The following is a 19,815-nucleotide window of genomic DNA, read 5'->3' as shown; positions in this document are numbered from 1 at the left end:
AACTTTAAAGGACAATTATGGCAGTTATGCCAGATAAATGGATAAGGGACAAAGCTGAAAACTCTGGAATGATAGAACCTTTTGTGAATCATAAAAGCAGTAAGGGTGTCGTATCTTTCGGATTATCATCTTATGGCTATGATGCAAGAGTTAGTAATAAGTTTAAGATTTTTACTAATATTAATTCAGCTATTGTAGACCCCAAGAATTTTTCTGAGAATAGTTTCATAGATAAGGAAACAGATGTATGTATAATCCCACCAAATAGTTTTGTACTTGCCAGCACAGTGGAGTATTTTCGTATACCAAGGAATGTACTAGTAATTTGTGTTGGCAAATCAACTTATGCAAGATGTGGTATTATAGTAAACGTCACACCTTTAGAACCTGGATGGGAAGGTCATGTCACACTTGAATTCTCAAACACTACTCCACTTCCTGCAAAAATTTATGCTAATGAAGGCGCATGCCAATTTGTGTTTTTAAGCGGCGAAAGTGAGTGTGAGAAATCATATGATGATATGAAAGGAAAATATATGAATCAGTGTGGTATCACTTTGCCGTTAGTTAAGTGATTACTTTAGATAAAGCTAGATATTGATTTTTTGTATTGAAGATTAGCAAAATTTTCTTTTATTAGTTCATCACATTTTTTATCACCTAAAACTGCACGTGCAGAGTGATTTTTAAATGATTCTATAAAGCTAATAAAGAAATTTGTAGAAGGATTACTTAAAGCTTTTGCAACTTCTTTTTTTTCTTCATCATTGGCAAGCTGATTAAATAATTCTTCACCTTTTTTTTGTAGCTCATTTTGAAATTCTTGTTTTACAGTAGCCTTATCCGCTCTTTGCAAGAAGGAAAACTCTTCAAAAGTGTACAAGGAAGAGACAATACTGTTAAAGGTACCAGTAAAACATGCACTGCCAACAAGTACTCCGTATTCTGTTTGCGATTCTACTAAATGTTTAACCAGTTGATATTTTCTCTGTGATATGCGGGTATTAGTATCTATATTATTATCAGTACTTTTTTTATTTTTATCCTTACAAGCTTTCCAAACCAAACTTAAAACTTGCTTCAATCTTAATCCACTTCCACTATGTGAATTAGGGTCATTTTTTATACGCTTTAGGCACTCAAGTGCATGTTTTTTCTCATCTGATGTGAGTTGATCTTTATCTACAGCTTTTTGTATGCCATTTGCTATGCACTCTAACTGATCAATAAATCCTTCTATTTCCTCTATAAACTTATCATCAACATCAGGCTCGCCATAGTTTTCTTTTAGCTTTTGAACGTTAATATTAATTGCATCATTTACATTAGTATCATGCGTTGTTTGTTGGATACGCGCTGCCTCCATAAATGCTTCAGTTCTTTGCTCTAACCATTCTGGTAATTTGCCTCCTGCAAGAACATATAGCTTACTCAATGCTTGAGCGACTAGAGTTAATGCTAGAACAAGAACAATAGATGCTATTAGTAATACTACAGCTAAACCAATGACTAGCCACCTCACAGGGGCTAGTAAAATATCTCTTAATTTTGACGTTCTTTGTATGTTACCTGGTGTATTTACTACTACTGGCATAATTAATTTTAAATAGTCTTGCTATCATCAATATAGTATATTTCTCTTATTTTGTCAACTCACATTTCTACTTCTGTACTTTTTCATTCTTTCTTCTAATTACTATAGATGCATTTCTTTATTAATTGATATCCTTTCAAGCCGCTAACACTGATTGCATTTGCCTAGTTACAAAAATAATGTCTGTGCTAAAACATGCTCATATATAGCTCTTTTTCTAATAGTTCGAATAGCTGGATATTCTTTCTGGCTCAATTTTTTATAACAAACCAATGATTTGATTAAAATCAGGAGAATATGGAGGCAGATATATAACTTCAGCACTGACACTTTTAATAAATTCACTTATTTTCTATGAAAAGTTGCATTATCCAAAATCACCCAGCAAAAAGTTTGAACTAGCTATTAAAAACGTCTGTATCGCAGTAGCCTTCAAAAATCATAGGCGCCATAATTTTTCCCTTATTCAAAGCTGCAATCATACTAATACGCTGACTTTTGTGTTATCAATTCCAGATTAGTCGATATATACAAGAATTTCAGTGTTTTTTGTTGCTATGAGTTTTTTAAGCTCAGCACGTTTTTTCTGCGTCCTTAAATAGTCCTAATTTTAATTAGTTTTAAGTTTAAAGTCTTTCGTTAGGTTTGCAGAATACATTTCCTTATTATCTTGGTTATAGAAAGTAAATTTGTGATCGTCTAAACCTAATATTGCAAAGCCAAAGCCGAAAAAGTTTCTAACTTCGTGTGCTAAGTAATTTCTACTATTTGGATAGTTAAATTCTACGTTTTGATAAACAGGTTCTTGATCTTGAGCGTGTAATAATGCACCGCCGTTTCCAACTATAATCTGATCTGGAACATTATCCATTAATAAAATCTGGGCTATATGAATGTGGCCAGAAACTATGGTAGTAACATTGCTTGGAAATTTATCTCCAAAAGCTTCAATTTGTGTAAGATTACCATGGCTTTTAAATGTCAAAAATTCTTTTTTTGGAGATCTCCAAAGTGGTTTATGAGTCAAAAACCACGTGGGCTTATCTTGTATCACTTTATCAAACTGCCTCTCAAAAGCATCAACTGTGCTTTGGGTTGTAAAAATTTCCTCACCGGATGAAGAGTCGAAGATAAAAAACTTCATCGGCCCAGCATCTAAGAACCAACTGGAAATAAGATCTTCACATTTTTGAGGGAAAAAGGGGTATGAATCTAAATATCTGAACCATCCTTCATAAGCTCTATTACAACTCTCATGATTTCCACGAACAAAAAGAAAAGGAGATTGTGTTAAAATATCTTTTGCAGGCTCAAACCAATCAGCGTACCAAGCTTCTTTGCTATATCCATAAATATCGCTGCACTTTTTTGTGTTTCTACATTTTGTTTGTCTATAATGATAATCACCAACATGGATAATTAAATCTGGTTTATGAAAAGCGATTGAATCTAAATTTTTTTTCAAAGGCCAGTTATCTACAGAATTACATTCTTGCTGAAATAACATATTTATTCTACATCCTGTATCGCCAATGAAGGCAATTTTGCTGATCTTTTCCGCTAATACGGGAACTTTTATATTGTCAATACTAATGTTTTGAGCATTTGTTTCTACTATCAGTTCACAAACTGTTTCGGTATTGTTAATTGAGCTGCGACTTAGCATTTCTACTGCCTTATTATCGACGCAAGCAATGGGACACATGTTATTGTCTATAATCGCACGTATGCTTAATTTATTTTCTGGAATGATTTGAGACCATGTGTACAATATTTGTGCATGAGTGGGGTAAAAGCTAATTGTAAGAGATAGAATTAAAAAAATGAAGATATTAGCTATTTTCATTTGTATAAAGACCTAAATTAAGAATTAGTATTAAGATTATCTTAAATGATTAAAGTTTGTAACCATAAAATTCATAGTTAAATTATACAGGCATTTCCTAAATTATCCTAGTATCAGATTGACACTTTAGATGAAAAATCCTAAAATGATTAAGTAATTTAAAGTAATTATATAGAAACTAGAATAAAGTGCGGTCGTGGTGGAATTGGTAGACACGCAGCGTTGAGGTCGCTGTGGCTCACAAAGCCTTGGAAGTTCAAGTCTTCTCGACCGCACCAAGTTGTTTGGTGTAGGTGAAATGTTTATAGGAAATCAAAGTAGAAATAAAGTAGAAAGGGCCATCAGTGAAGTCAGGCGTGGTCTTCCAATTTTAATATATGATGATGAAAATAACTATCTATTGTTTGCTGCTGCTGAAACTTTAGAAAAAAATTTATTTAGTCAATATAAGCTTATATCAGGTAATGTGTATGTTACTTTGACTGCAAGTAAGGTAAAATACATATGTCAGAGTAAAGAACATAGTAGCAAACGTCTATTGATAAGCAATTTTGATGAACTGCTCCATTTAATAAACTGTTCAAAGGAAGATTGGATAAAAGAGTTGCAATGCTCAAAGACAATAGATGCGTATGCTGTTGCCTTGCTTAAGTTCTCAGAATTATTGCCATACGCGTTAGTGGCTGATATGACTTTTGAGAATAAACATGAAATGCGAAATTGGTGTGAAGAAAATGACATTATTGCACTAAATACGTTACTTGTGAATGATTTTCAACAAAATCATAGTGTGTATGAAGTGTGCAAAACATCATTATTTTTAAAACAGACTCAAGAAGTAGATATCATATCTTATAGAACCAAAAGTGGCGGAAGAGAACATTATGCAATTATCATTGGCAATCCAGATAAAGATAATGAGCCATTAGTGAGAATTCATTCTTCATGCTATACAGGAGACTTATTAGACAGCTTATCATGTGATTGCAGAAGCCAGTTGCATCAAGCGATTCAAATAATGACCGACTTTGGGAATGGCATTATATTATACTTGATGCAAGATGGGAGAGGCATTGGTTTAACTAATAAGTTAAGAGCATACAGTATGCAAAGAAAATATAATCTTGATACTGTTGATGCAAATAGAGTATTGGGTTTTGAAGATGATGAAAGGAGCTTTGCTGTTGCAGCTAAAATACTTAAGAAATTGAACATTAACAAAATACAATTACTTACAAACAATGGTAGAAAGTTATCAGAGTTGAAAAATAACGGTATAGAAGTTACAAAGTGTATACCACTTATTATGGAACGCAATGAATATAATGATTCATATATGGAAACAAAATTTGGCAAGTTAGGCCATGGATTAAGGGTTTATTAGCTTTTTTGTTATAACTACTTTGTTAGCTTGCTATGTTAATTAATATAAGTTAAGATTTTTAAGAATATTGAGATGCTGAAATTTTTAAAACAAGAAAAAAGTAATGAGTCATTGGATAAGGATATAAATTGGAATTCAAGTCGCTATAGCACAGTTGTTGCTCAGAGAAATACTTTACTTTTATTTACATTAATATTACTAGTTGCAATTTCTATAAGCATATTAGCTATATTTAAAATTAGCACAAGTAGCACTATTGAGCCATTCGTTATAGAAATTGATAAAAAGTCAGGAATAGTGCAATTGGTTGATCCTGTTACAGTAAAACAATATTCTGCAAATGAAACGCTGAACGATTATTTTATTTCAGAGTATATAAAAGCAAGGGAGGTTTTTGACCCATATAATTATAATTATAATTATTATACAAAAGTAAGGTTGTTTTCTTCGCCTAGTGTATATAGTGAATTTAGCAATTATATAAAATCGCAGAATATGAATGACCTTTTTAATTTATATTCAGATGCTAAAGGTGAGTTGAAAATTCGTTCAATTCAAAAATTAGGTAATGATGCTCTTCAAGTGAGATTTTCTATAGAATTTACACGAAAAGATGGAAATTCCTCAAGGAAAAATAAGATAGTTGTGATGTCGTATAAATATGCATCGCTTAAAATGAATGATCAGCAAAGATATATTAACCCGTTAGGGTTTCAAGTTATTTCATATAGAGTAGATGATGAATATGTGTAGGATATTGTTAGTTTTAGCTTTACTAATAAGTGGCAACTTAAATGCATCTATTAATAATAAACCTATTTCTGTAGATAGTAGAATAAAGACTTTTGTATATAGCCCTAATGAGGTGTTTACAGTAATTTTTAGTCAAGGTTACTATTCTTATATTGAGTTTGCAGAAGGGGAAAAAGTCAAAAATATTGCTGTTGGTGATGCATCAAGTTGGAAAATTAATCCTTATGATAATAAACTGCTTGTCATGCCATTTGAAGTCAGTAGTCGCACTAACATGATTATTACGACAACTAAAAAGAGAAATTACATTTTTGATCTAATTTCAAGACCAAATTACGATAAATACCCAGATGCTGATGCTAAAAAAGTGGATCATGATTATTCCGTTGAAAAGGATATATCTTACGTAATACGTTTTTATTATCCTCAAGAAGAAGATGAATTTGATGTTGATTTAGATGAGGTTTCTTTACCTACTCAAATGCAATACATTACAGAAAAGCCAGGAAAAATAATACAAGAAAATAATACGAGGTACAACTATACATATATTGATGAAGGTGGTAACGTAGATATAGTTCCAATTGAGTTATTCGATGATGGTTATTTAACCTATTTAAAGTTTAGAAATAGTAATAAAATTCCTCAGATTTTTATAGAAGGCGAATCCTGTAAAAGGCTGTTATTTGATGATTATGTTATAATAAAAGGAGTACATAAAAAGCTATTAATGCGTTATGAAGGTAGTGAAGTTGAAGTTATAAATAGGTCACTTTAGTTGTGGTACATATAATATGAGTAAAGAAAGGCATAATAGTGTAGAAGATGAATCAGAGATAGAAAGCAAGGTAGTAACAGTTGGTTCTAATCAAGGTTATAAGGCATTGATGATAGTTATGGTAGCGCTCTTAGTTGGTGGAGTGTACTATCTTTATTTTAGTTCTTCTAATAAAGAGGGTCCAGAGATTGTTAAAAAAGAGGAAACAAAGCAAAACATTCAAGAATTGAAAGGAAAGTTAGAACAAGTTCCAGATAATGCAATAGTTTCCGAAAGAGTAGTAACTGATCTCTTGCCACCCTTACCTCCTCTTCCTATTCCACAAGTCATACCAGAAGTAAAACAAATCAAAAAAGAGGAAGTGACAAAAAAAGAAGAGCAACTAAAAGAAATTCCCTTGTCAAATATACCTGTTTTACCAAAGCAAAATTTTCCTTCTGGTAATGTTATTAGCAATTTGCCTACTTCATTTCCTACAATAGGGGGTGGCGGTTATCCTAGAGACAGACGTAGTGCACAAATGTTAGCAATTTTAGGTAGTAGTGGGGAAGGTAAAGCTACAGATGCTGTTTTATCCAATACCTCAGCACAATCGAGCAAAGCTACCAAAGTAGGAAAGCTTGGTTTAATGATTATTCAAGGTAAAGTTATTGACGCTATTCTTGAAACTGCAATAAGTTCTGACTTACAAGGAATGCTCCGTGCTGTTGTTAGTAGAGACGTTTATGCAGAAACTGGTGATACAATTTTAATACCAAAAGGTTCAAGGTTAATAGGTGGTTATTCATTCGACTTAAATGTTGCAAAAGCCCGCGTGAACATAAATTGGAATAGGATCATTCTTCCTCATGGTATAGATGTTGCTATTGCATCATCTGGTACCGATGAGATTGGAAGGGCAGGGATAGCTGGAATAGTTGATAATAAAATAGCAAGTGCGTTGTTTTCTTCAGTAGCACTTGCCAGTATCTCAATTGGCTCAGCTATTATAGGACAAAAGGCTTCTAATATTGTCGATGTGTTAACTGTTATGGACGCAGTAAAATCTATCATTGGCACTGAAATAGACATTTTCTCTTTCAAAGAAGTGATTGTAAATGGATTGGGGGAAGGTGATATTAAAACAGCAATTAAAGCCGTTAAAAAAGAAGAATGGAAATTAGGTCCTAGAGCTATTAGTAGAATTCAAGATGCTTCTAGCGAGCAAAATTTATTTGAGATCATGAAAGAAGAGATCGCGAAGGTTCTAAGCACAGCACTTGCAGGTCAAAAAGTTACTGAAGAGGATATCCCTATTACTTTAGAAGATGTGAAGGCATTATTAAAGCAAATTCAGAAAAAAAGTAAGTCAGTTTATGAAAGTGCAATTGAAAAATCAATTAATGATTTTTCCAAAGACATGCGAGATATAGTTGATAGGAGTGTAGATAAAAAAACAACTATTTATGTTAATCAAGGAACTGCATTGAAAGTATTTGTTAACCAAGATATAGTATTTCCTCCACAGTCAATATTAAATAACTGAAATGAACTATGCTGCACTTGATACATACTTGGAGCCATTACAAGGGATATTTCAAGAGGAAGGTGTAAATGAAATATCAATAAATAAACCGAAGGAAGTATGGATTGAAAATCGCGGTGAAATAAGATGCGAAAAGTTAGAAATATTTGATCTTAATCATTTAAAATCTCTTAGCAGGTTGATTGCTCAAGCTACAGAACAAAAACTGAGCGAAGAGACACCGCTGCTTTCAGCTACATTACCAAATGGTTATCGTATACAGATAGTGTTTCCTCCAGCATGTGAGCCTGATAAAGTAGTCATTTCAATTCGTAAACCTTCTTCTATGCAATTGGCATTGGATGATTATGAAAAAATGGGGGCTTTTTCTGAAACTGTTATAGGAGTCACCGATAATCCAGTAGATCGTCACCTAGATTTGCTACTAAAACAAAAAAAAATAAAAGAGTTTTTAGAATATGCTGTAATAAATAAGAAAAATATCATAATTAGTGGTGGAACTTCCACTGGTAAAACCACTTTTACTAATGCTACTTTGCGTGCTATTCCATCTGAAGAAAGAATTATTACTGTTGAAGATGCAAGAGAGATAGTTTTGAATGATCATCCCAATAAAGTACATTTAATTGCTTCTAAAGGAGGGCAAGGCAGGGCAAAAGTGACCACTCAAGATTTGATAGAGGCATGTTTACGTTTAAGACCAGATAGAATAATAGTTGGTGAGCTGCGTGGAGCAGAAGCTTTTAGTTTTCTTAGAGCAATAAACACTGGCCACCCAGGGTCAATATCAACTCTTCATGCGGATAGTCCGGCAATGGCTCTTGAGCAAATAAAACTTATGGTTATGCAAGCAAATCTTGGAATTCCCCCAGATCAGATCATACCATACATTAGAAATGTAATTGATATTGTTATTCAGCTAAAAAGAACCAGTGGAGGCAAAAGAAGCATTTCTGAAATATTATTTACTAGATCTTCAAATGAAAATACTTAAATTTATACGTAAGTTAAGAAAAAGTAGTTTATGAGTAATGGAAATCACCTACGCAATATTCTCATAGGAGGTGTAGTATCTTTTAGCATACTTGAATTTTGCTTCTATTTGTCTGGTATATTATTCTACCTGTTTGTTGACGGTCCAGATGGTGTAGATTTTAGAGCAATTAATCCTAGCTTGACACCTTTTCCTCAAGCTCTCTGGCCGACAATTTTTGATCATATACAATATTGTTGGCATCATCTAGAGCTATATAGCTTTGAGCTCAAAATTAAATTAGTTGTATCTTCTCTACTGCCTCAAATTGTTTTGATGATTATTTTGTGGAATGTGAGAGAAAGACTAATTGAGTGGCGGCCATTTAAAAAGAAAGAATCACTTCATGGAGATTCACAGTGGGCATCAGAGAAAGACATACGAAAAGCGGGATTAAGAAGCAAAAAAGGTCTATTGCTTGGTAAAGATAAGAGAGGATATTTTATTGCTGATGGGTTTCAGCATGCGTTGCTCTTTGCACCTACAGGCTCTGGTAAAGGTGTTGGTTTTGTAATTCCTAATTTGTTATTTTGGAATGATTCGGTAATTGTGCATGATATAAAATTAGAAAACTATGAAATAACAAGTGGTTGGCGAGAGCGACAAGGACAAAAAGTATATGTATGGAACCCAGCGCAGCCAGATGGGGTAAGCCATTGTTATAATCCACTGGAATGGATTAGTGAAAAACCTGGACAGATGGTTGACGATGTGCAAAAAATAGCTAACCTAATCATGCCTGAACAAGATTTTTGGCAAAACGAAGCAAGAAGCTTATTTGTTGGGGTGGTACTATATTTACTTGCTGCACCAGAGAAAGTTAAATCTTTTGGTGAGGTTGTGCGTACGATGCGTAGCGATGACGTAGTTTACAATCTTGCTGTAGTTTTGGACACAATGGGTAAAATAATACATCCGGTAGCGTATATGAACATAGCAGCTTTTTTGCAAAAGGCTGACAAAGAAAGATCAGGTGTTGTGTCAACTATGAACTCGTCTCTTGAATTGTGGGCAAACCCATTGATCGATACTGCAACTGCATCAAGTGATTTTAATATTTTGGATTTTAAAAGGAAGAAAACTACAGTTTATGTTGGTTTAACTCCTGATAACTTAACTAGGCTCAGGCCTTTAATGCAGGTTTTTTACCAACAGGCAACTGAGTTTTTATGTAGAAAATTGCCATCGGATGACGAGCCTTACGGCGTATTATTTTTAATGGATGAGTTTCCAACACTTGGAAAAATGGAGCAATTTCAAACGGGCATCGCATACTTTCGTGGCTATCGAGTAAGGTTATTTTTAATTGTTCAAGATACTGAACAGCTTAAAGGAATATATGAAGAAGCAGGAATGAACTCCTTTTTATCAAACTCAACCTATAGAATAACTTTTGCAGCCAATAATATTGAAACGGCTAATTTGATATCTCAGCTTATAGGAAACAAAACTGTACAACAAGAATCATTAAATAAACCTAAATTTTTAGACTTGAATCCTGCATCAAGATCATTGCATATCTCTGAAACACAGAGAGCATTGCTCTTACCTCAAGAAATTATTATGCTGCCACGTGATGATCAAATAATTTTGATAGAATCGACTTATCCAATTAAGTCAAAGAAAATTTTTTACTATAGTGATAGCACATTCACAAGAAGGCTGATTAAACCAACACGTGTGCCTACACAAGAGCCATATGATCCAAACAAGGTCTTTTCTGCTGCTAACAAAGATAAGATTAGTAATGAAGAAGAGAGTAATGCTATTGAAGCTGCTGATTATCCTGTTGAGGCTAAAACTGAAGATTCAGTATACGATGAGCCAGAGATTGAAGATGGATTTGAAGACGAGGATATTGATGATAAATTTGAAGGTGGTGATGGTTTTGATGATGAGGAAGACGATGATGGGTTTGATGATGAAGACAGTAAGGATGAATTTGACGATGATGATGAATTTGAAGATGAGGACAAACTAGACGGCAATAAAATCGAGGATAGAGGTTAATTTTACCTATTTTTTAGCTTAGAAAATAATTAGTTTTTTCATATTAAATCATTTTAAATTAATTAGTACTAGATTAGCTATTTTAACTAGAGGAATAGTCATGATGAGTAAAAAAACATTAGCAGTTACAGCACTTGCTTTATTGTTGTCACAACAATCTTTTGCAAGTGAAACGGAAGGATTTTACTTTGGTACTAGATATTACGGTCAATATTTGAACTTTGGTAAGTTGAAAGCAAAAATTGGAAGTAAAGATGCTACAGATGCCAATAAGGTATCTGTAAATGACAGGGGTGCTCAGAGTACAGAAGGTCAGCTACTAAACAAGTATGAAGGAGATTATAATCCACCTTTTGCTGCAAATGTAGCACTTGGTTATACAGGGGAATTAGGTAATAATAGCTATAGAGCTGAATTAGAAGGAATGTATTCTTCCGTGAAAGTGGATAATGTTGGTTTAACAAGCGGCCAGATGACAATATCGTACACAGAAGGCGGCAATCAATATGGATCAATTATTAACCATGACAAAATTGAGAACATATCTGTAATGGCAAATGTTTATCATCATTGGAAAAGTGAGAGTTTCTCTTTTTCTCCTTATGTTGGTATTGGAGTTGGTGCAACAAGAATGACAATGTTTGAAACATCGTCAATAAGACCTGCAGGTCAATTAAAGGCTGGCTTTGATTATCATATAAATGAAGATGTAAATATGCATATCGGATATAGAGGTTTTGGTGTTATTGGTAGCAGTGAATACAAACCGGAAACTTTAAAGTTGGATGCTAAAACAAACAAAATGGCTCAACAAACAGGTGATAATAAAATGACTACTACCATACAGAATGGCTTTTTTCACACACACGGTATAGAAGCTGGTCTTACTTTTCATTTTGCAAGCAAAGCTTAACTCTGATAGAGACTATTTTCCTGGTAGCACGTCTGCGTCACACGACTGTAGCTGCTAACCAGGTGACAACTTTCTCGTTATCTGAATATTTTCTTTCTTGTAATTCAGGCTCTTTTTTCTCAGTTCCAGCGTGTAGCGCTGGAACAACAATAAAGAACATATAAAGAATGGTTATGCAAGAAGTCTACTTTTTATTCTTAATTAACTCTAAAGCCTTCTTCAGATCTATACTTTCAATATCTGCATTCTTGCCCAAAGCAACGTTTGTTTTACCGCATTTTATATAGAATCCGTACCTACCGTTGCAGATAAAAACTTCTTTTCCCTTTTCATTAAAACCAAGAGATTTTAGCTCTTTGCGTGGGCTGCTCTCAATAATTTGTATAGCTTCGTTTAATTGTGTGTCTAATACCTCCTTAGAGCTTTTTTTAAGAGAAAAGTATCGACCATCATAGAGAATATAGTACCCAAATCGTCCAAGACCTATTTTTACTTCCTTTCCAGTTTCTGGGTGTTCTCCGATTATTTTCGGCAGGGAAAGTAATCGAGTGGCGGTATTTAGATCAATATCATTAACATTTATATCTTTTGGTACAGAAATCTTTTTTTTCTTTTCCGACTCACTATTAAACTCCAGATAAAGTCCAAAAGGACCTTTTTTGATCATTACCTCTTGGCCTGTCACATCATCTATACCCAAACTTTTTGGATATTCTGAATTGTCATTACTGCCCGTAATTTCTTTTGTATGATTGCATGCAGGATAGTTAGAACATCCAAGAAACACACCGGCTTTTCCAAAATTTAATTTCAATATACCACCAGAGCAATTAGGACATTTTTTACCTATTTCTTCCTTTCCTTCCTCTGAGCAAAACCAATTGACTACCAAATCATGAATACCACTAAAAATCTCATCATGTGTCATTTGCTTAACATCATTTACATGATTAAAAAATGGCACCCAAAAATAGCCTAGTTCTTTTTTCCAATCTGCATGTCCATTTGAGATTGAATCAAGCCTTTCTTCCATTTGTGCTGTAAAGTCATACTCTACACAACGCTGAAAAAAAGTTTCCAAAAATATAGTCACGATCTTACCGCGGCTGCTTGGAATAAATCTTTTGTTATCCAATGAAACATATTCACGATCTTGTAATACCGAAATAATTGTTGCATAAGTTGATGGGCGACCTATACCGACTTCTTCCATTTTTTTTACTATACTCGCTTCACTATAACGAGGTGGCGGTTGAGTAAAGTGCTGTTTCGGATCAACAGAAATCAACTTGCACGCTTCCTCTTCCTTCATGGCAGGTAGCAGGCCTTCATTTTCGGCTTCCATGTTATCTTGATAGACTTTATAAAAACCATCAAAGAATATACTTGATCCACTTGCTCGCAGAATCACTTTCTGGTCAATAGAACTAATTCCAACTACCACTTGATCAAGAATCGCCGATTCCATTTGACTTGCGATGGTTCTTTTCCAGATTAAATCGTACAATTTAAATTGCTCTGGCGTTAAGTAATCCTTAATACTACCCGGTGTTCTATTAATATCAGTTGGCCGGATTGCTTCATGTGCTTCTTGAGCATTTTTGACCTTTTTTACATATTTACGAGGAGACTGCGGTAAATATTTATCACCATATAATGACTTAATTGATCTCCTGATTGAGTTTATAGCCTCATCTGCAATATGAAACCCATCTGTACGCATGTAAGTTATCAACCCTACGGTTTCACCACCAATATTGATACCTTCATATAAATTTTGCGCTACTCGCATAACATTTTTCACATTAAAATACAGTTTATTCACTGCATCTTGCTGAAGACTTGAGGTGATAAATGGAGGAAGCGGGTTTCTCTTAACTTGCTTGCGTTCTACTGTGCTTACAGCATACTGCCTTGACTCGATCTCCCTGACTAAGTTCTTTGCCTCTTCTTCATTTTTAATATCAAATTTTTCTAGCTTTTTATTGTCATAGTGGCTTGGCATAGCAAAAAAAGCCTCATCTTTGCTATTTTGCATTTCTGCCTTTATGCTCCAATACTCCTGTGTTATAAACTTACTGATTTTATCCTCTCGTTCGCATATAAGCTTTAATGCAACAGACTGCACTCGCCCTGCAGATTTGCTTCCCGACAATTTTGTCCACAGCAGCGGTGACAAGCTAAATCCAACTAGATAATCCAAAGCTCTGCGTGCTTGCTGTGCACGCACTAAGTCCATATTAATTTCACGTGGATTTTTTATAGCTTCTTGCACTGCTCTTTTTGTTATTTCGTTAAAGACTACTCTATGAATGTTGCTTTCATCATTGATTGCTTTTCTTTCCTTTAGTGCCTCTATCACATTCCAAGCTATTGCTTCTCCTTCTCTGTCTGGATCTGTTGCAAGGTATATATCTGATGTTTTACTAGCTTCCTTGACTAACTCTTTTACATACTTTTCTGCTTTTTCAATAATCTCATACTTCATGGTAAAGTCATTATCAGGATCAACAGAACCATTTTTCGCTGGCAGATCTCTGACGTGGCCAAAGGATGCAGCCACTTTGAATTCTTTACTCAAATATTTACCTATCGTCTTTGCCTTTGCCGGCGACTCAACTATCAATAATGCCATAATTATTAGTACTTAAAGGTAATATGTTGAAATATATAGAATAAAAAGTAAAAAAATATTTTAATGGTCTTCTCAGTTTTTTAAGTGAATTGTTTTAATGTTAGCAAAAAACCTAATGAAAGAGCCTACTTTACAAATTTTCCCAACTCCCTTACCATGACGTCCAGTACAATGTTGCAAATTAAAAATCTCTCCATCCTGTGCTGGTTCTTCGATTCTAAACGCCACTTCTACCTGATCATAACCAATCTGAATTCGTTCTACTAATGCTTTAATGATGCCACGCTTAGTTTGCCAATCTAGCTGTTCCAAATTAGATTTTACACTGGAATAAAGACTCTTTATACTGTTGATGATAAGGTTCATTCCCTTCTCTATTGCTTTTTGATCAACTACCTTTTTCTTCTCTTCTTCTATCCCTCTTAAGCGTTCCCTCATTCTTTTTATCGTCTGTTTAAATTCTTCCTCACTTATATATCCTTTATCTCCTACATTTTCTTGACTATAATAGTCTTCCATTAACTTTTCGATGCCTTGTTTTATTTGATTTTCCCTTCTTGCAAACTTCTTATCTGATGATTCATCATTTTTATTTTCTGCAATTCTACGGTGATACTCATTTTTTATTATCTCTGGGTTTTTTAGTAAATTTTTCACCTTTTCCCATATAGCTGTTTCTAACATATCTGTACGGACCAATTTATTAGTACACTTCTCCCTACCATCAGTAATACGTATAGTACTACTACAGCGATAATAGCTAAACTTTTTTCCCTCAACTCCACATTGTGCACCACTATACGCATATCCACAGTTTTGACACACAACTAGACCTTGTAATAGATATTTCTTTTTTCTCCCTCTCTCTGCATCCTTGCTCTTTTTCTATTTTCATCCAGTTGCTTTTGTACTTTATTAAATAACCCTTCATCAACTATTTTTGGTACTGGTATATAAATCCAGCTGTCCTCATCTGTGCGACAGATAGAAACCTTTTGTTTATTTCTTTCTCTTTTTTCAACCCTCTTTAATTTACCAAACGCTGCTTGTCCTTTATATGCTGGATTTCTTAATACCTTCCAAATTATTATTGGACACCACACCTTCTTTCCAGTTCTTGTTCTAATTGACTTATCTCTTAGTCTACGTATCACTTCCCTTATACTTATTCTCTCTTGCCCTACCCACATGAATATCTGCTTTACTATTTTTGCTTCCTCTTCATTTATTTCAAACTTTGTCTTTTCTCTATCTACATGCTTTATACGATTATAACCAAAAGGTGCAATGCCAATTACACTTACACAGCCTTTTTTTGCTCTATGGAGTTTTCCCCTACGACTACGTTCCATAATCTTTGTACACTCATATTCTGCCACTAATCCTTGCATTCCCAATAACAATTTAGACTCTGGATTATTTTCAGTCTTATGATTTAAGAATATTACTTCTACTCCTGCTTTTTCAAATTCATCAAGTAGTATCATTTGATGTGCAGATTTTCTTGATAGTCGGTCAGGTGAATGAATATAAATTTTATCAATTTGATCTTCTCCTACTTTATCACGTAATGCATCTAAACCTTCACGTTCTAAACTCCACCCACTAAGCCCATCATCCTTAAATTCATACTCATTCAATAACTCATGCTTATCTGCAGCAATTCTATGCTTGAGCTCGGCAATTTGACTCTCTATTGTATTGTTCTGCGCTTGACTCTTCGATGAAACTCTTGCATATAAGGCCACTGTTATCATTTTTCTTTATCTCCTTTTCATTGTTTCTTTTTACCGCATACCTTAGTAACAGCTCATAGGCGTCTGCTAGATATTGTTCCGCTAATTCATCTGGCTCGTATCGGCAAGTTAATGTTCTTTTTCTCATAGTTTCTCCTGCAAATGTTTTTGTAGTGCAAGGAGCCTTACCACTCCTTTTTTCCATCAATCCATTTATTCTTATGAAAAAGACCAACTTTTATCAGCTACAGCCTTCAAATTTGGTCTAGCCCTTCCTTTGCCAACTGCTGTTGCGCTTTCTGATACGACTCTTATTTTTTTAACAAACTTTCCATTTTCTCTGTTTCCTTCTTTAATACCTCGGCTATTTCTTTGCTATTTTTTGCATAATCCATCGCTGTTATTCCAAATTTATCTGCTTGCTCTATTTCAGCCCCTGCTTTTACTAGCTCCTCCACTATTTCTTTTTCTCCTACCATACATGCAAGATGCAGCGGAGTGCATTTATTGCCATACTCTTCAGCATTTACATTCCCTCCTGATTTTATCAATTCTCTAACTGTTTCTAGACGCTTCTCCGTTATCGCTAGATGCAGTGCTGTATGTCCTCTTACATCTGCTGCATTCACATCTACTCCTTTTTCGATTAATAACCTCACTATTTTTACCTCTACTGCATAATGTAGAGCTGTTCTTCCTTTTTCGTCTCTTTCATAAATATTTTTAAACGAGTTCTCTAATAGTGACTCATCTTTTTTACCCAGCTTTACCATAACTTACCCCACCTTTTCTTTAAACCCAAGCCTTCCTTTTTACCACCTCATCTATCATTGCATTCACTTGGCTGATTATCTTGCTTGCTAAATTTTGACATTCTTTCTTTATTAGCGATTTGTCTCTCTTCCTTATTTCTCCTATCTCTATTATTTTTAGCTCCGGCATGTAGCTTCCATTCAACATGTCTGCTATTTCTCCCACTAGCCCCTCTATTCCATAGCACGTCAGTTCTCTACTTTTTGTTATTCCTCCTTTTTCTCTCAAAAATTTACTCGCCTTTTCACTCTCTTTGCTATCACATAGACGATACTTTTCACTTTCCCAGATGTAATACATTGGCGTTGCGCCGTACTTATTCAGTTGATTAACTTCAGCTCCTGCTTTTACTAGCTCTTTTATTATTTCAACTCCTGCTCCTTTGCACGCAGAGTGGAGTGGCGTACATCCAGTGACATATTGAGTGGCATTTACTTCTGCTCCTTCTCTTAGCAGCACTTTTACATTTTCTAAACTTTTTGCGAATACTGCACAGTGCAGAGGTGTATAACCATTTTTATCTCTTGCATTAACCTCTGCCCCTTTTTTTATTAATAACCTCACTGTTGTGTAATCGGAGATTTCTACTGCTTGGTGCAATATCGTCTCTCCTTCTTCATTTCTTTTATTAATATCGTTACTTGATACTTCTTTAAAAAACTTACTCTTGCTAAAACTCATTTCATACCTCACAAAATTAGCTTTTCTAGCGTCAGATAAATTTCTTATATTTACCTGCTGCTATTCAAGTCATGTCTATTTTAGCATAAGAAAGCAAGTCTTTTTCTTTTTATTTCATACACTTTTACCTATTATTAATATAATATATGAGGATCTAAATATAAATGCTTAGCTTATTAGAGATATTACTTGACTACTTTTCCAACTTCTGTGCAAATGTCGATGTTCGTGCCACTTCAGTACTCCTGGATAAAATACTAAAATGTAATTTTCTAATTCGTGTATTGAATCTTTTTGCTCTAAATCGTTTTTATAGTAAATGTTGTGTTCTGCTAAAACATATTTTCTGACCTTCTGATCTGTATAATTTTCTACTTTATAGTTGTGAGTAACGCTAAATCTTTCTAAAATTGGCTTGTGTTTTAAATTCCAATATTGCCCTGAAAGTTTATCGCTTCCCAATACAAATTTATTTCCTCTTTCTTCTACGCTACTAACTGGAAAGCACGTATTTATGTCTCCTAAATCCCAACTGTCTGATAATACTATCTGCGCTTTTGCAAATTTAATCGATGGTAATAAACTCTGTGGTAATGGATATAGTGCTTTTAAGTTGTACCACAAATGATTTCTTTCATAAATACCGTTATAATTCTTTGTGTGAGGCTCGGTTTCTCCAAGGATTGCTACATCTAGGCGATATATATCATTGCTTAAAGCTCGTTCATAATGATCGCGTAGATAGTTTTCTATAATGCTAATAACTGGACCACTAGACCTGAAAAAATTTACTCTTCCAAATGATAACACTGGTCCATCTTTTTCTATTTTTACCCCTGAATAATCAGAAAGAAGATCTCCAAATAAACTCTCATCCAATATAAATCTCTGCGCATTATAATAATCGTTAAAAATCCTCATCAATCTGGATCTTACAGGCAGTGATAGTTTTGCCAGCTCTACTACTGCATCTACGAAGAAGTCATTTGGAACATCTTTTATCCCTACTTGCAACTCAAAAAAATGTTTACCAGGTGGTTCTTCGATAATTTTAATATCTTCTATATTTGCCCATTTTAGTGCTATTTTTAGTGATGCTGGAGTTCCTCTCAGTCTTTGAAATTTTACTCCTTCTATTACGGCTTTTCTTCTATCTTTTACCCAACGCAGTATCTCTTCTAAACCATATTCCTCAATCAACCACGGCAATGTTTTTTCTTCTAATCTAAATTTAAACCCTCTTATACAGCTTGGATCAACCTTATAATCTGTTGCATCAACCAATGCTTGCTCTTGCTTTGTTGCGTTTGGTGGCAGTAACATTAATTCAACTCAATCTTTAAATTTCTCAAATTTGCACACTCGTTACCTAGCACCATAACATCCTCTCTTGGCTCGATTAATTCCACATTTTCTACACCCTCTACAAATAGATTTGCTATTATCCATGATCTTGTAACATTCCATCCCAGTCTTCTATTTGCTTCAAACTTCTTAATAAACTGCTTCTTGATTTCTTCCTCTGATATTACAGGATTTATGCTCATTCTGCTGTGAATATCTATTTCCGTAATATTGCAACCAATTACTGTTATCGTATCTGTTAAAACACTTATATCATCCCTAGTAACCTGCTTTTTTACAATTTCTAGTAGCTCTTCTAACACTATGCCAGTTGTGGATAATTCTGTTGATAAGATTGAAATTTGTACTTTCCCTGGTATAGGTGATTCTACTAGCGCATCCTTTACTCTTCTATCTGCCGAAAGTGCATGATAACGATAATTTCCTCCTGTTGACCACCCCTTTATTTTTGCTTTGATTCTTTTTCTAAATCGTTCATCATCTTCTTCTTTTTCTCTCTCTACTCCATAAAATTCAGCCAAATTATCAAGATCTTCTCCTGTCGCAAATTTAAATAAATTACTTTTTATTGCTTCGTTTATTCTTTCTCTGAGCAGAAGTTCTCGCCATGCTGCTACCTCCAGAATCTTTATTGCTGGATCGGATTCTACTAACGCTGAAAAGGTTTCATCTCTACGGACCAATTCTTCCTTCATTCTCGAAAAGATTTCCTCATAGCTTAGTTTTTCAATAATATTAGATGTCTGCAT

General features: G+C 34.3%; 18 protein-coding genes, 1 tRNA gene and 1 pseudogene. 9 read left to right on the top strand and 11 right to left on the bottom strand.

Annotation, left to right across the window (positions count from 1 at the left end):
- Positions 1–17: 17 nt before the first annotated feature.
- On the top strand, positions 18–575 hold the full coding sequence (dcd, locus tag OPR44_RS03975; protein WP_264375377.1) for a dCTP deaminase: 558 nt from the start codon (positions 18–20) through the stop codon (positions 573–575).
- Between the two features lie 5 nt (positions 576–580).
- On the opposite strand, the gene OPR44_RS03970 is transcribed toward dcd, so the two are convergent.
- From OPR44_RS03970 to OPR44_RS03960, 3 genes and pseudogenes are all read right to left on the bottom strand, one after another.
- Positions 581–1,594: a hypothetical protein gene (locus OPR44_RS03970; RefSeq protein WP_264375376.1), complete on the bottom strand. Its 1,014-nt coding sequence runs from the start codon at positions 1,592–1,594 to the stop codon at positions 581–583.
- 254 nt (positions 1,595–1,848) lie between these two features.
- Positions 1,849–2,189: pseudogene (locus tag OPR44_RS03965) on the bottom strand (transposase); the annotation flags it as partial.
- Between the two features lie 15 nt (positions 2,190–2,204).
- Positions 2,205–3,440, bottom strand: a complete 1,236-nt coding sequence (locus tag OPR44_RS03960) for a metallophosphoesterase family protein (protein WP_265015395.1) — start codon at positions 3,438–3,440, stop codon at positions 2,205–2,207.
- A gap of 190 nt (positions 3,441–3,630) precedes the next feature.
- Here OPR44_RS03960 and OPR44_RS03955 point away from each other — a divergent pair.
- The 8 genes from OPR44_RS03955 (at position 3,631) to OPR44_RS03920 (ending at position 11,836) form a co-directional block, all read left to right on the top strand.
- Positions 3,631–3,718 (top strand) — tRNA-Leu (locus OPR44_RS03955).
- Positions 3,719–3,738: 20 nt separating this feature from the next.
- The gene (locus OPR44_RS03950; protein WP_264375374.1) at positions 3,739–4,824 is read left to right on the top strand and encodes a GTP cyclohydrolase II; all 1,086 of its coding nucleotides are present in this window, start codon (positions 3,739–3,741) and stop codon (positions 4,822–4,824) included.
- A 72-nt stretch (positions 4,825–4,896) separates the two neighbouring features.
- Positions 4,897–5,577: a VirB8 family type IV secretion system protein gene (locus OPR44_RS03945; protein WP_265015394.1), complete on the top strand. Its 681-nt coding sequence runs from the start codon at positions 4,897–4,899 to the stop codon at positions 5,575–5,577.
- On the top strand, positions 5,564–6,355 hold the full coding sequence (gene virB9 / locus OPR44_RS03940) for a P-type conjugative transfer protein VirB9 (RefSeq protein WP_265015442.1): 792 nt from the start codon (positions 5,564–5,566) through the stop codon (positions 6,353–6,355). Before OPR44_RS03945 ends, virB9 begins: the two co-directional genes overlap by 14 nt.
- Positions 6,356–6,371: 16 nt before the next feature.
- Positions 6,372–7,880, top strand: coding sequence for a TrbI/VirB10 family protein (locus OPR44_RS03935; RefSeq protein ID WP_265015393.1), 1,509 nt, complete (start codon positions 6,372–6,374; stop codon positions 7,878–7,880).
- Between the two features lies 1 nt (position 7,881).
- Complete coding sequence (gene virB11, locus OPR44_RS03930) at positions 7,882–8,874, top strand: P-type DNA transfer ATPase VirB11 (protein ID WP_264377965.1); 993 nt, start codon at positions 7,882–7,884, stop codon at positions 8,872–8,874.
- Between the two features lie 30 nt (positions 8,875–8,904).
- Complete coding sequence (locus OPR44_RS03925) at positions 8,905–10,923, top strand: type IV secretory system conjugative DNA transfer family protein (protein ID WP_265015392.1); 2,019 nt, start codon at positions 8,905–8,907, stop codon at positions 10,921–10,923.
- A gap of 100 nt (positions 10,924–11,023) precedes the next feature.
- Positions 11,024–11,836 carry a P44/Msp2 family outer membrane protein gene (locus tag OPR44_RS03920; RefSeq protein WP_265015391.1) on the top strand — a complete coding sequence of 271 codons (813 nt, stop codon included), beginning with the start codon at positions 11,024–11,026 and terminating at the stop codon, positions 11,834–11,836.
- A 184-nt stretch (positions 11,837–12,020) separates the two neighbouring features.
- On the opposite strand, the gene topA is transcribed toward OPR44_RS03920, so the two are convergent.
- The 8 genes from topA to OPR44_RS03880 all read right to left on the bottom strand — a co-directional run bounded on the left by topA (position 12,021) and on the right by OPR44_RS03880 (position 19,815).
- Positions 12,021–14,471 (bottom strand): type I DNA topoisomerase, encoded by a 2,451-nt coding sequence (gene topA / locus OPR44_RS03915; RefSeq protein ID WP_265015390.1) that lies wholly within the window; start codon positions 14,469–14,471, stop codon positions 12,021–12,023.
- 72 nt (positions 14,472–14,543) lie between these two features.
- Positions 14,544–15,296, bottom strand: a complete 753-nt coding sequence (locus OPR44_RS03910; protein ID WP_265015389.1) for a recombinase zinc ribbon domain-containing protein — start codon at positions 15,294–15,296, stop codon at positions 14,544–14,546.
- Positions 15,297–15,298: 2 nt separating this feature from the next.
- Complete coding sequence (locus OPR44_RS03905; RefSeq protein WP_265015388.1) at positions 15,299–16,228, bottom strand: recombinase family protein; 930 nt, start codon at positions 16,226–16,228, stop codon at positions 15,299–15,301.
- Positions 16,137–16,442 carry a hypothetical protein gene (locus OPR44_RS03900; protein ID WP_265015387.1) on the bottom strand — a complete coding sequence of 102 codons (306 nt, stop codon included), beginning with the start codon at positions 16,440–16,442 and terminating at the stop codon, positions 16,137–16,139. Before OPR44_RS03900 ends, OPR44_RS03905 begins: the two co-directional genes overlap by 92 nt.
- A gap of 76 nt (positions 16,443–16,518) precedes the next feature.
- Positions 16,519–16,980 carry an ankyrin repeat domain-containing protein gene (locus tag OPR44_RS03895; protein WP_262986671.1) on the bottom strand — a complete coding sequence of 154 codons (462 nt, stop codon included), beginning with the start codon at positions 16,978–16,980 and terminating at the stop codon, positions 16,519–16,521.
- 19 nt (positions 16,981–16,999) lie between these two features.
- A complete protein-coding gene (locus OPR44_RS03890) occupies positions 17,000–17,701 on the bottom strand; it encodes an ankyrin repeat domain-containing protein (protein WP_265015386.1) in 702 nt (233 codons plus the stop codon).
- Between the two features lie 168 nt (positions 17,702–17,869).
- The gene (locus OPR44_RS03885) at positions 17,870–19,024 is read right to left on the bottom strand and encodes a phage tail protein (RefSeq protein WP_265015385.1); all 1,155 of its coding nucleotides are present in this window, start codon (positions 19,022–19,024) and stop codon (positions 17,870–17,872) included.
- Entirely contained in the window at positions 19,024–19,815 is a 792-nt protein-coding gene (locus tag OPR44_RS03880; protein ID WP_019236392.1) for a baseplate assembly protein, read from the bottom strand. The genes OPR44_RS03885 and OPR44_RS03880 overlap by 1 nt, the downstream gene beginning before the upstream one ends.

This window comes from Wolbachia endosymbiont (group B) of Camptogramma bilineatum (assembly GCF_947251825.1).
Classification (GTDB): Bacteria; Pseudomonadota; Alphaproteobacteria; order Rickettsiales; family Anaplasmataceae; genus Wolbachia.
This window is presented reverse-complemented; position numbering and strand designations above follow the sequence as displayed.

Bases quoted from the DNA above. Each gene is read 5' to 3' on its own strand.
- dcd (WP_264375377.1), top strand. From the start codon at position 18: ATGGCAGTTATGCCAGATAAATGGATAAGGGACAAAGCTGAAAACTCT.
- OPR44_RS03970 (WP_264375376.1), bottom strand. From the start codon at position 1,594: ATGCCAGTAGTAGTAAATACACCAGGTAACATACAAAGAACGTCAAAA.
- OPR44_RS03960 (WP_265015395.1), bottom strand. From the start codon at position 3,440: ATGAAAATAGCTAATATCTTCATTTTTTTAATTCTATCTCTTACAATT.
- OPR44_RS03950 (WP_264375374.1), top strand. From the start codon at position 3,739: ATGTTTATAGGAAATCAAAGTAGAAATAAAGTAGAAAGGGCCATCAGT.
- OPR44_RS03945 (WP_265015394.1), top strand. From the start codon at position 4,897: ATGCTGAAATTTTTAAAACAAGAAAAAAGTAATGAGTCATTGGATAAG.
- virB9 (WP_265015442.1), top strand. From the start codon at position 5,564: ATGAATATGTGTAGGATATTGTTAGTTTTAGCTTTACTAATAAGTGGC.
- OPR44_RS03935 (WP_265015393.1), top strand. From the start codon at position 6,372: ATGAGTAAAGAAAGGCATAATAGTGTAGAAGATGAATCAGAGATAGAA.
- virB11 (WP_264377965.1), top strand. From the start codon at position 7,882: ATGAACTATGCTGCACTTGATACATACTTGGAGCCATTACAAGGGATA.
- OPR44_RS03925 (WP_265015392.1), top strand. From the start codon at position 8,905: ATGAGTAATGGAAATCACCTACGCAATATTCTCATAGGAGGTGTAGTA.
- OPR44_RS03920 (WP_265015391.1), top strand. From the start codon at position 11,024: ATGATGAGTAAAAAAACATTAGCAGTTACAGCACTTGCTTTATTGTTG.
- topA (WP_265015390.1), bottom strand. From the start codon at position 14,471: ATGGCATTATTGATAGTTGAGTCGCCGGCAAAGGCAAAGACGATAGGT.
- OPR44_RS03905 (WP_265015388.1), bottom strand. From the start codon at position 16,228: ATGATAACAGTGGCCTTATATGCAAGAGTTTCATCGAAGAGTCAAGCG.
- OPR44_RS03895 (WP_262986671.1), bottom strand. From the start codon at position 16,980: ATGGTAAAGCTGGGTAAAAAAGATGAGTCACTATTAGAGAACTCGTTT.
- OPR44_RS03890 (WP_265015386.1), bottom strand. From the start codon at position 17,701: ATGAGTTTTAGCAAGAGTAAGTTTTTTAAAGAAGTATCAAGTAACGAT.
- OPR44_RS03885 (WP_265015385.1), bottom strand. From the start codon at position 19,024: ATGTTACTGCCACCAAACGCAACAAAGCAAGAGCAAGCATTGGTTGAT.
- OPR44_RS03880 (WP_019236392.1), bottom strand. From the start codon at position 19,815: ATGCAGACATCTAATATTATTGAAAAACTAAGCTATGAGGAAATCTTT.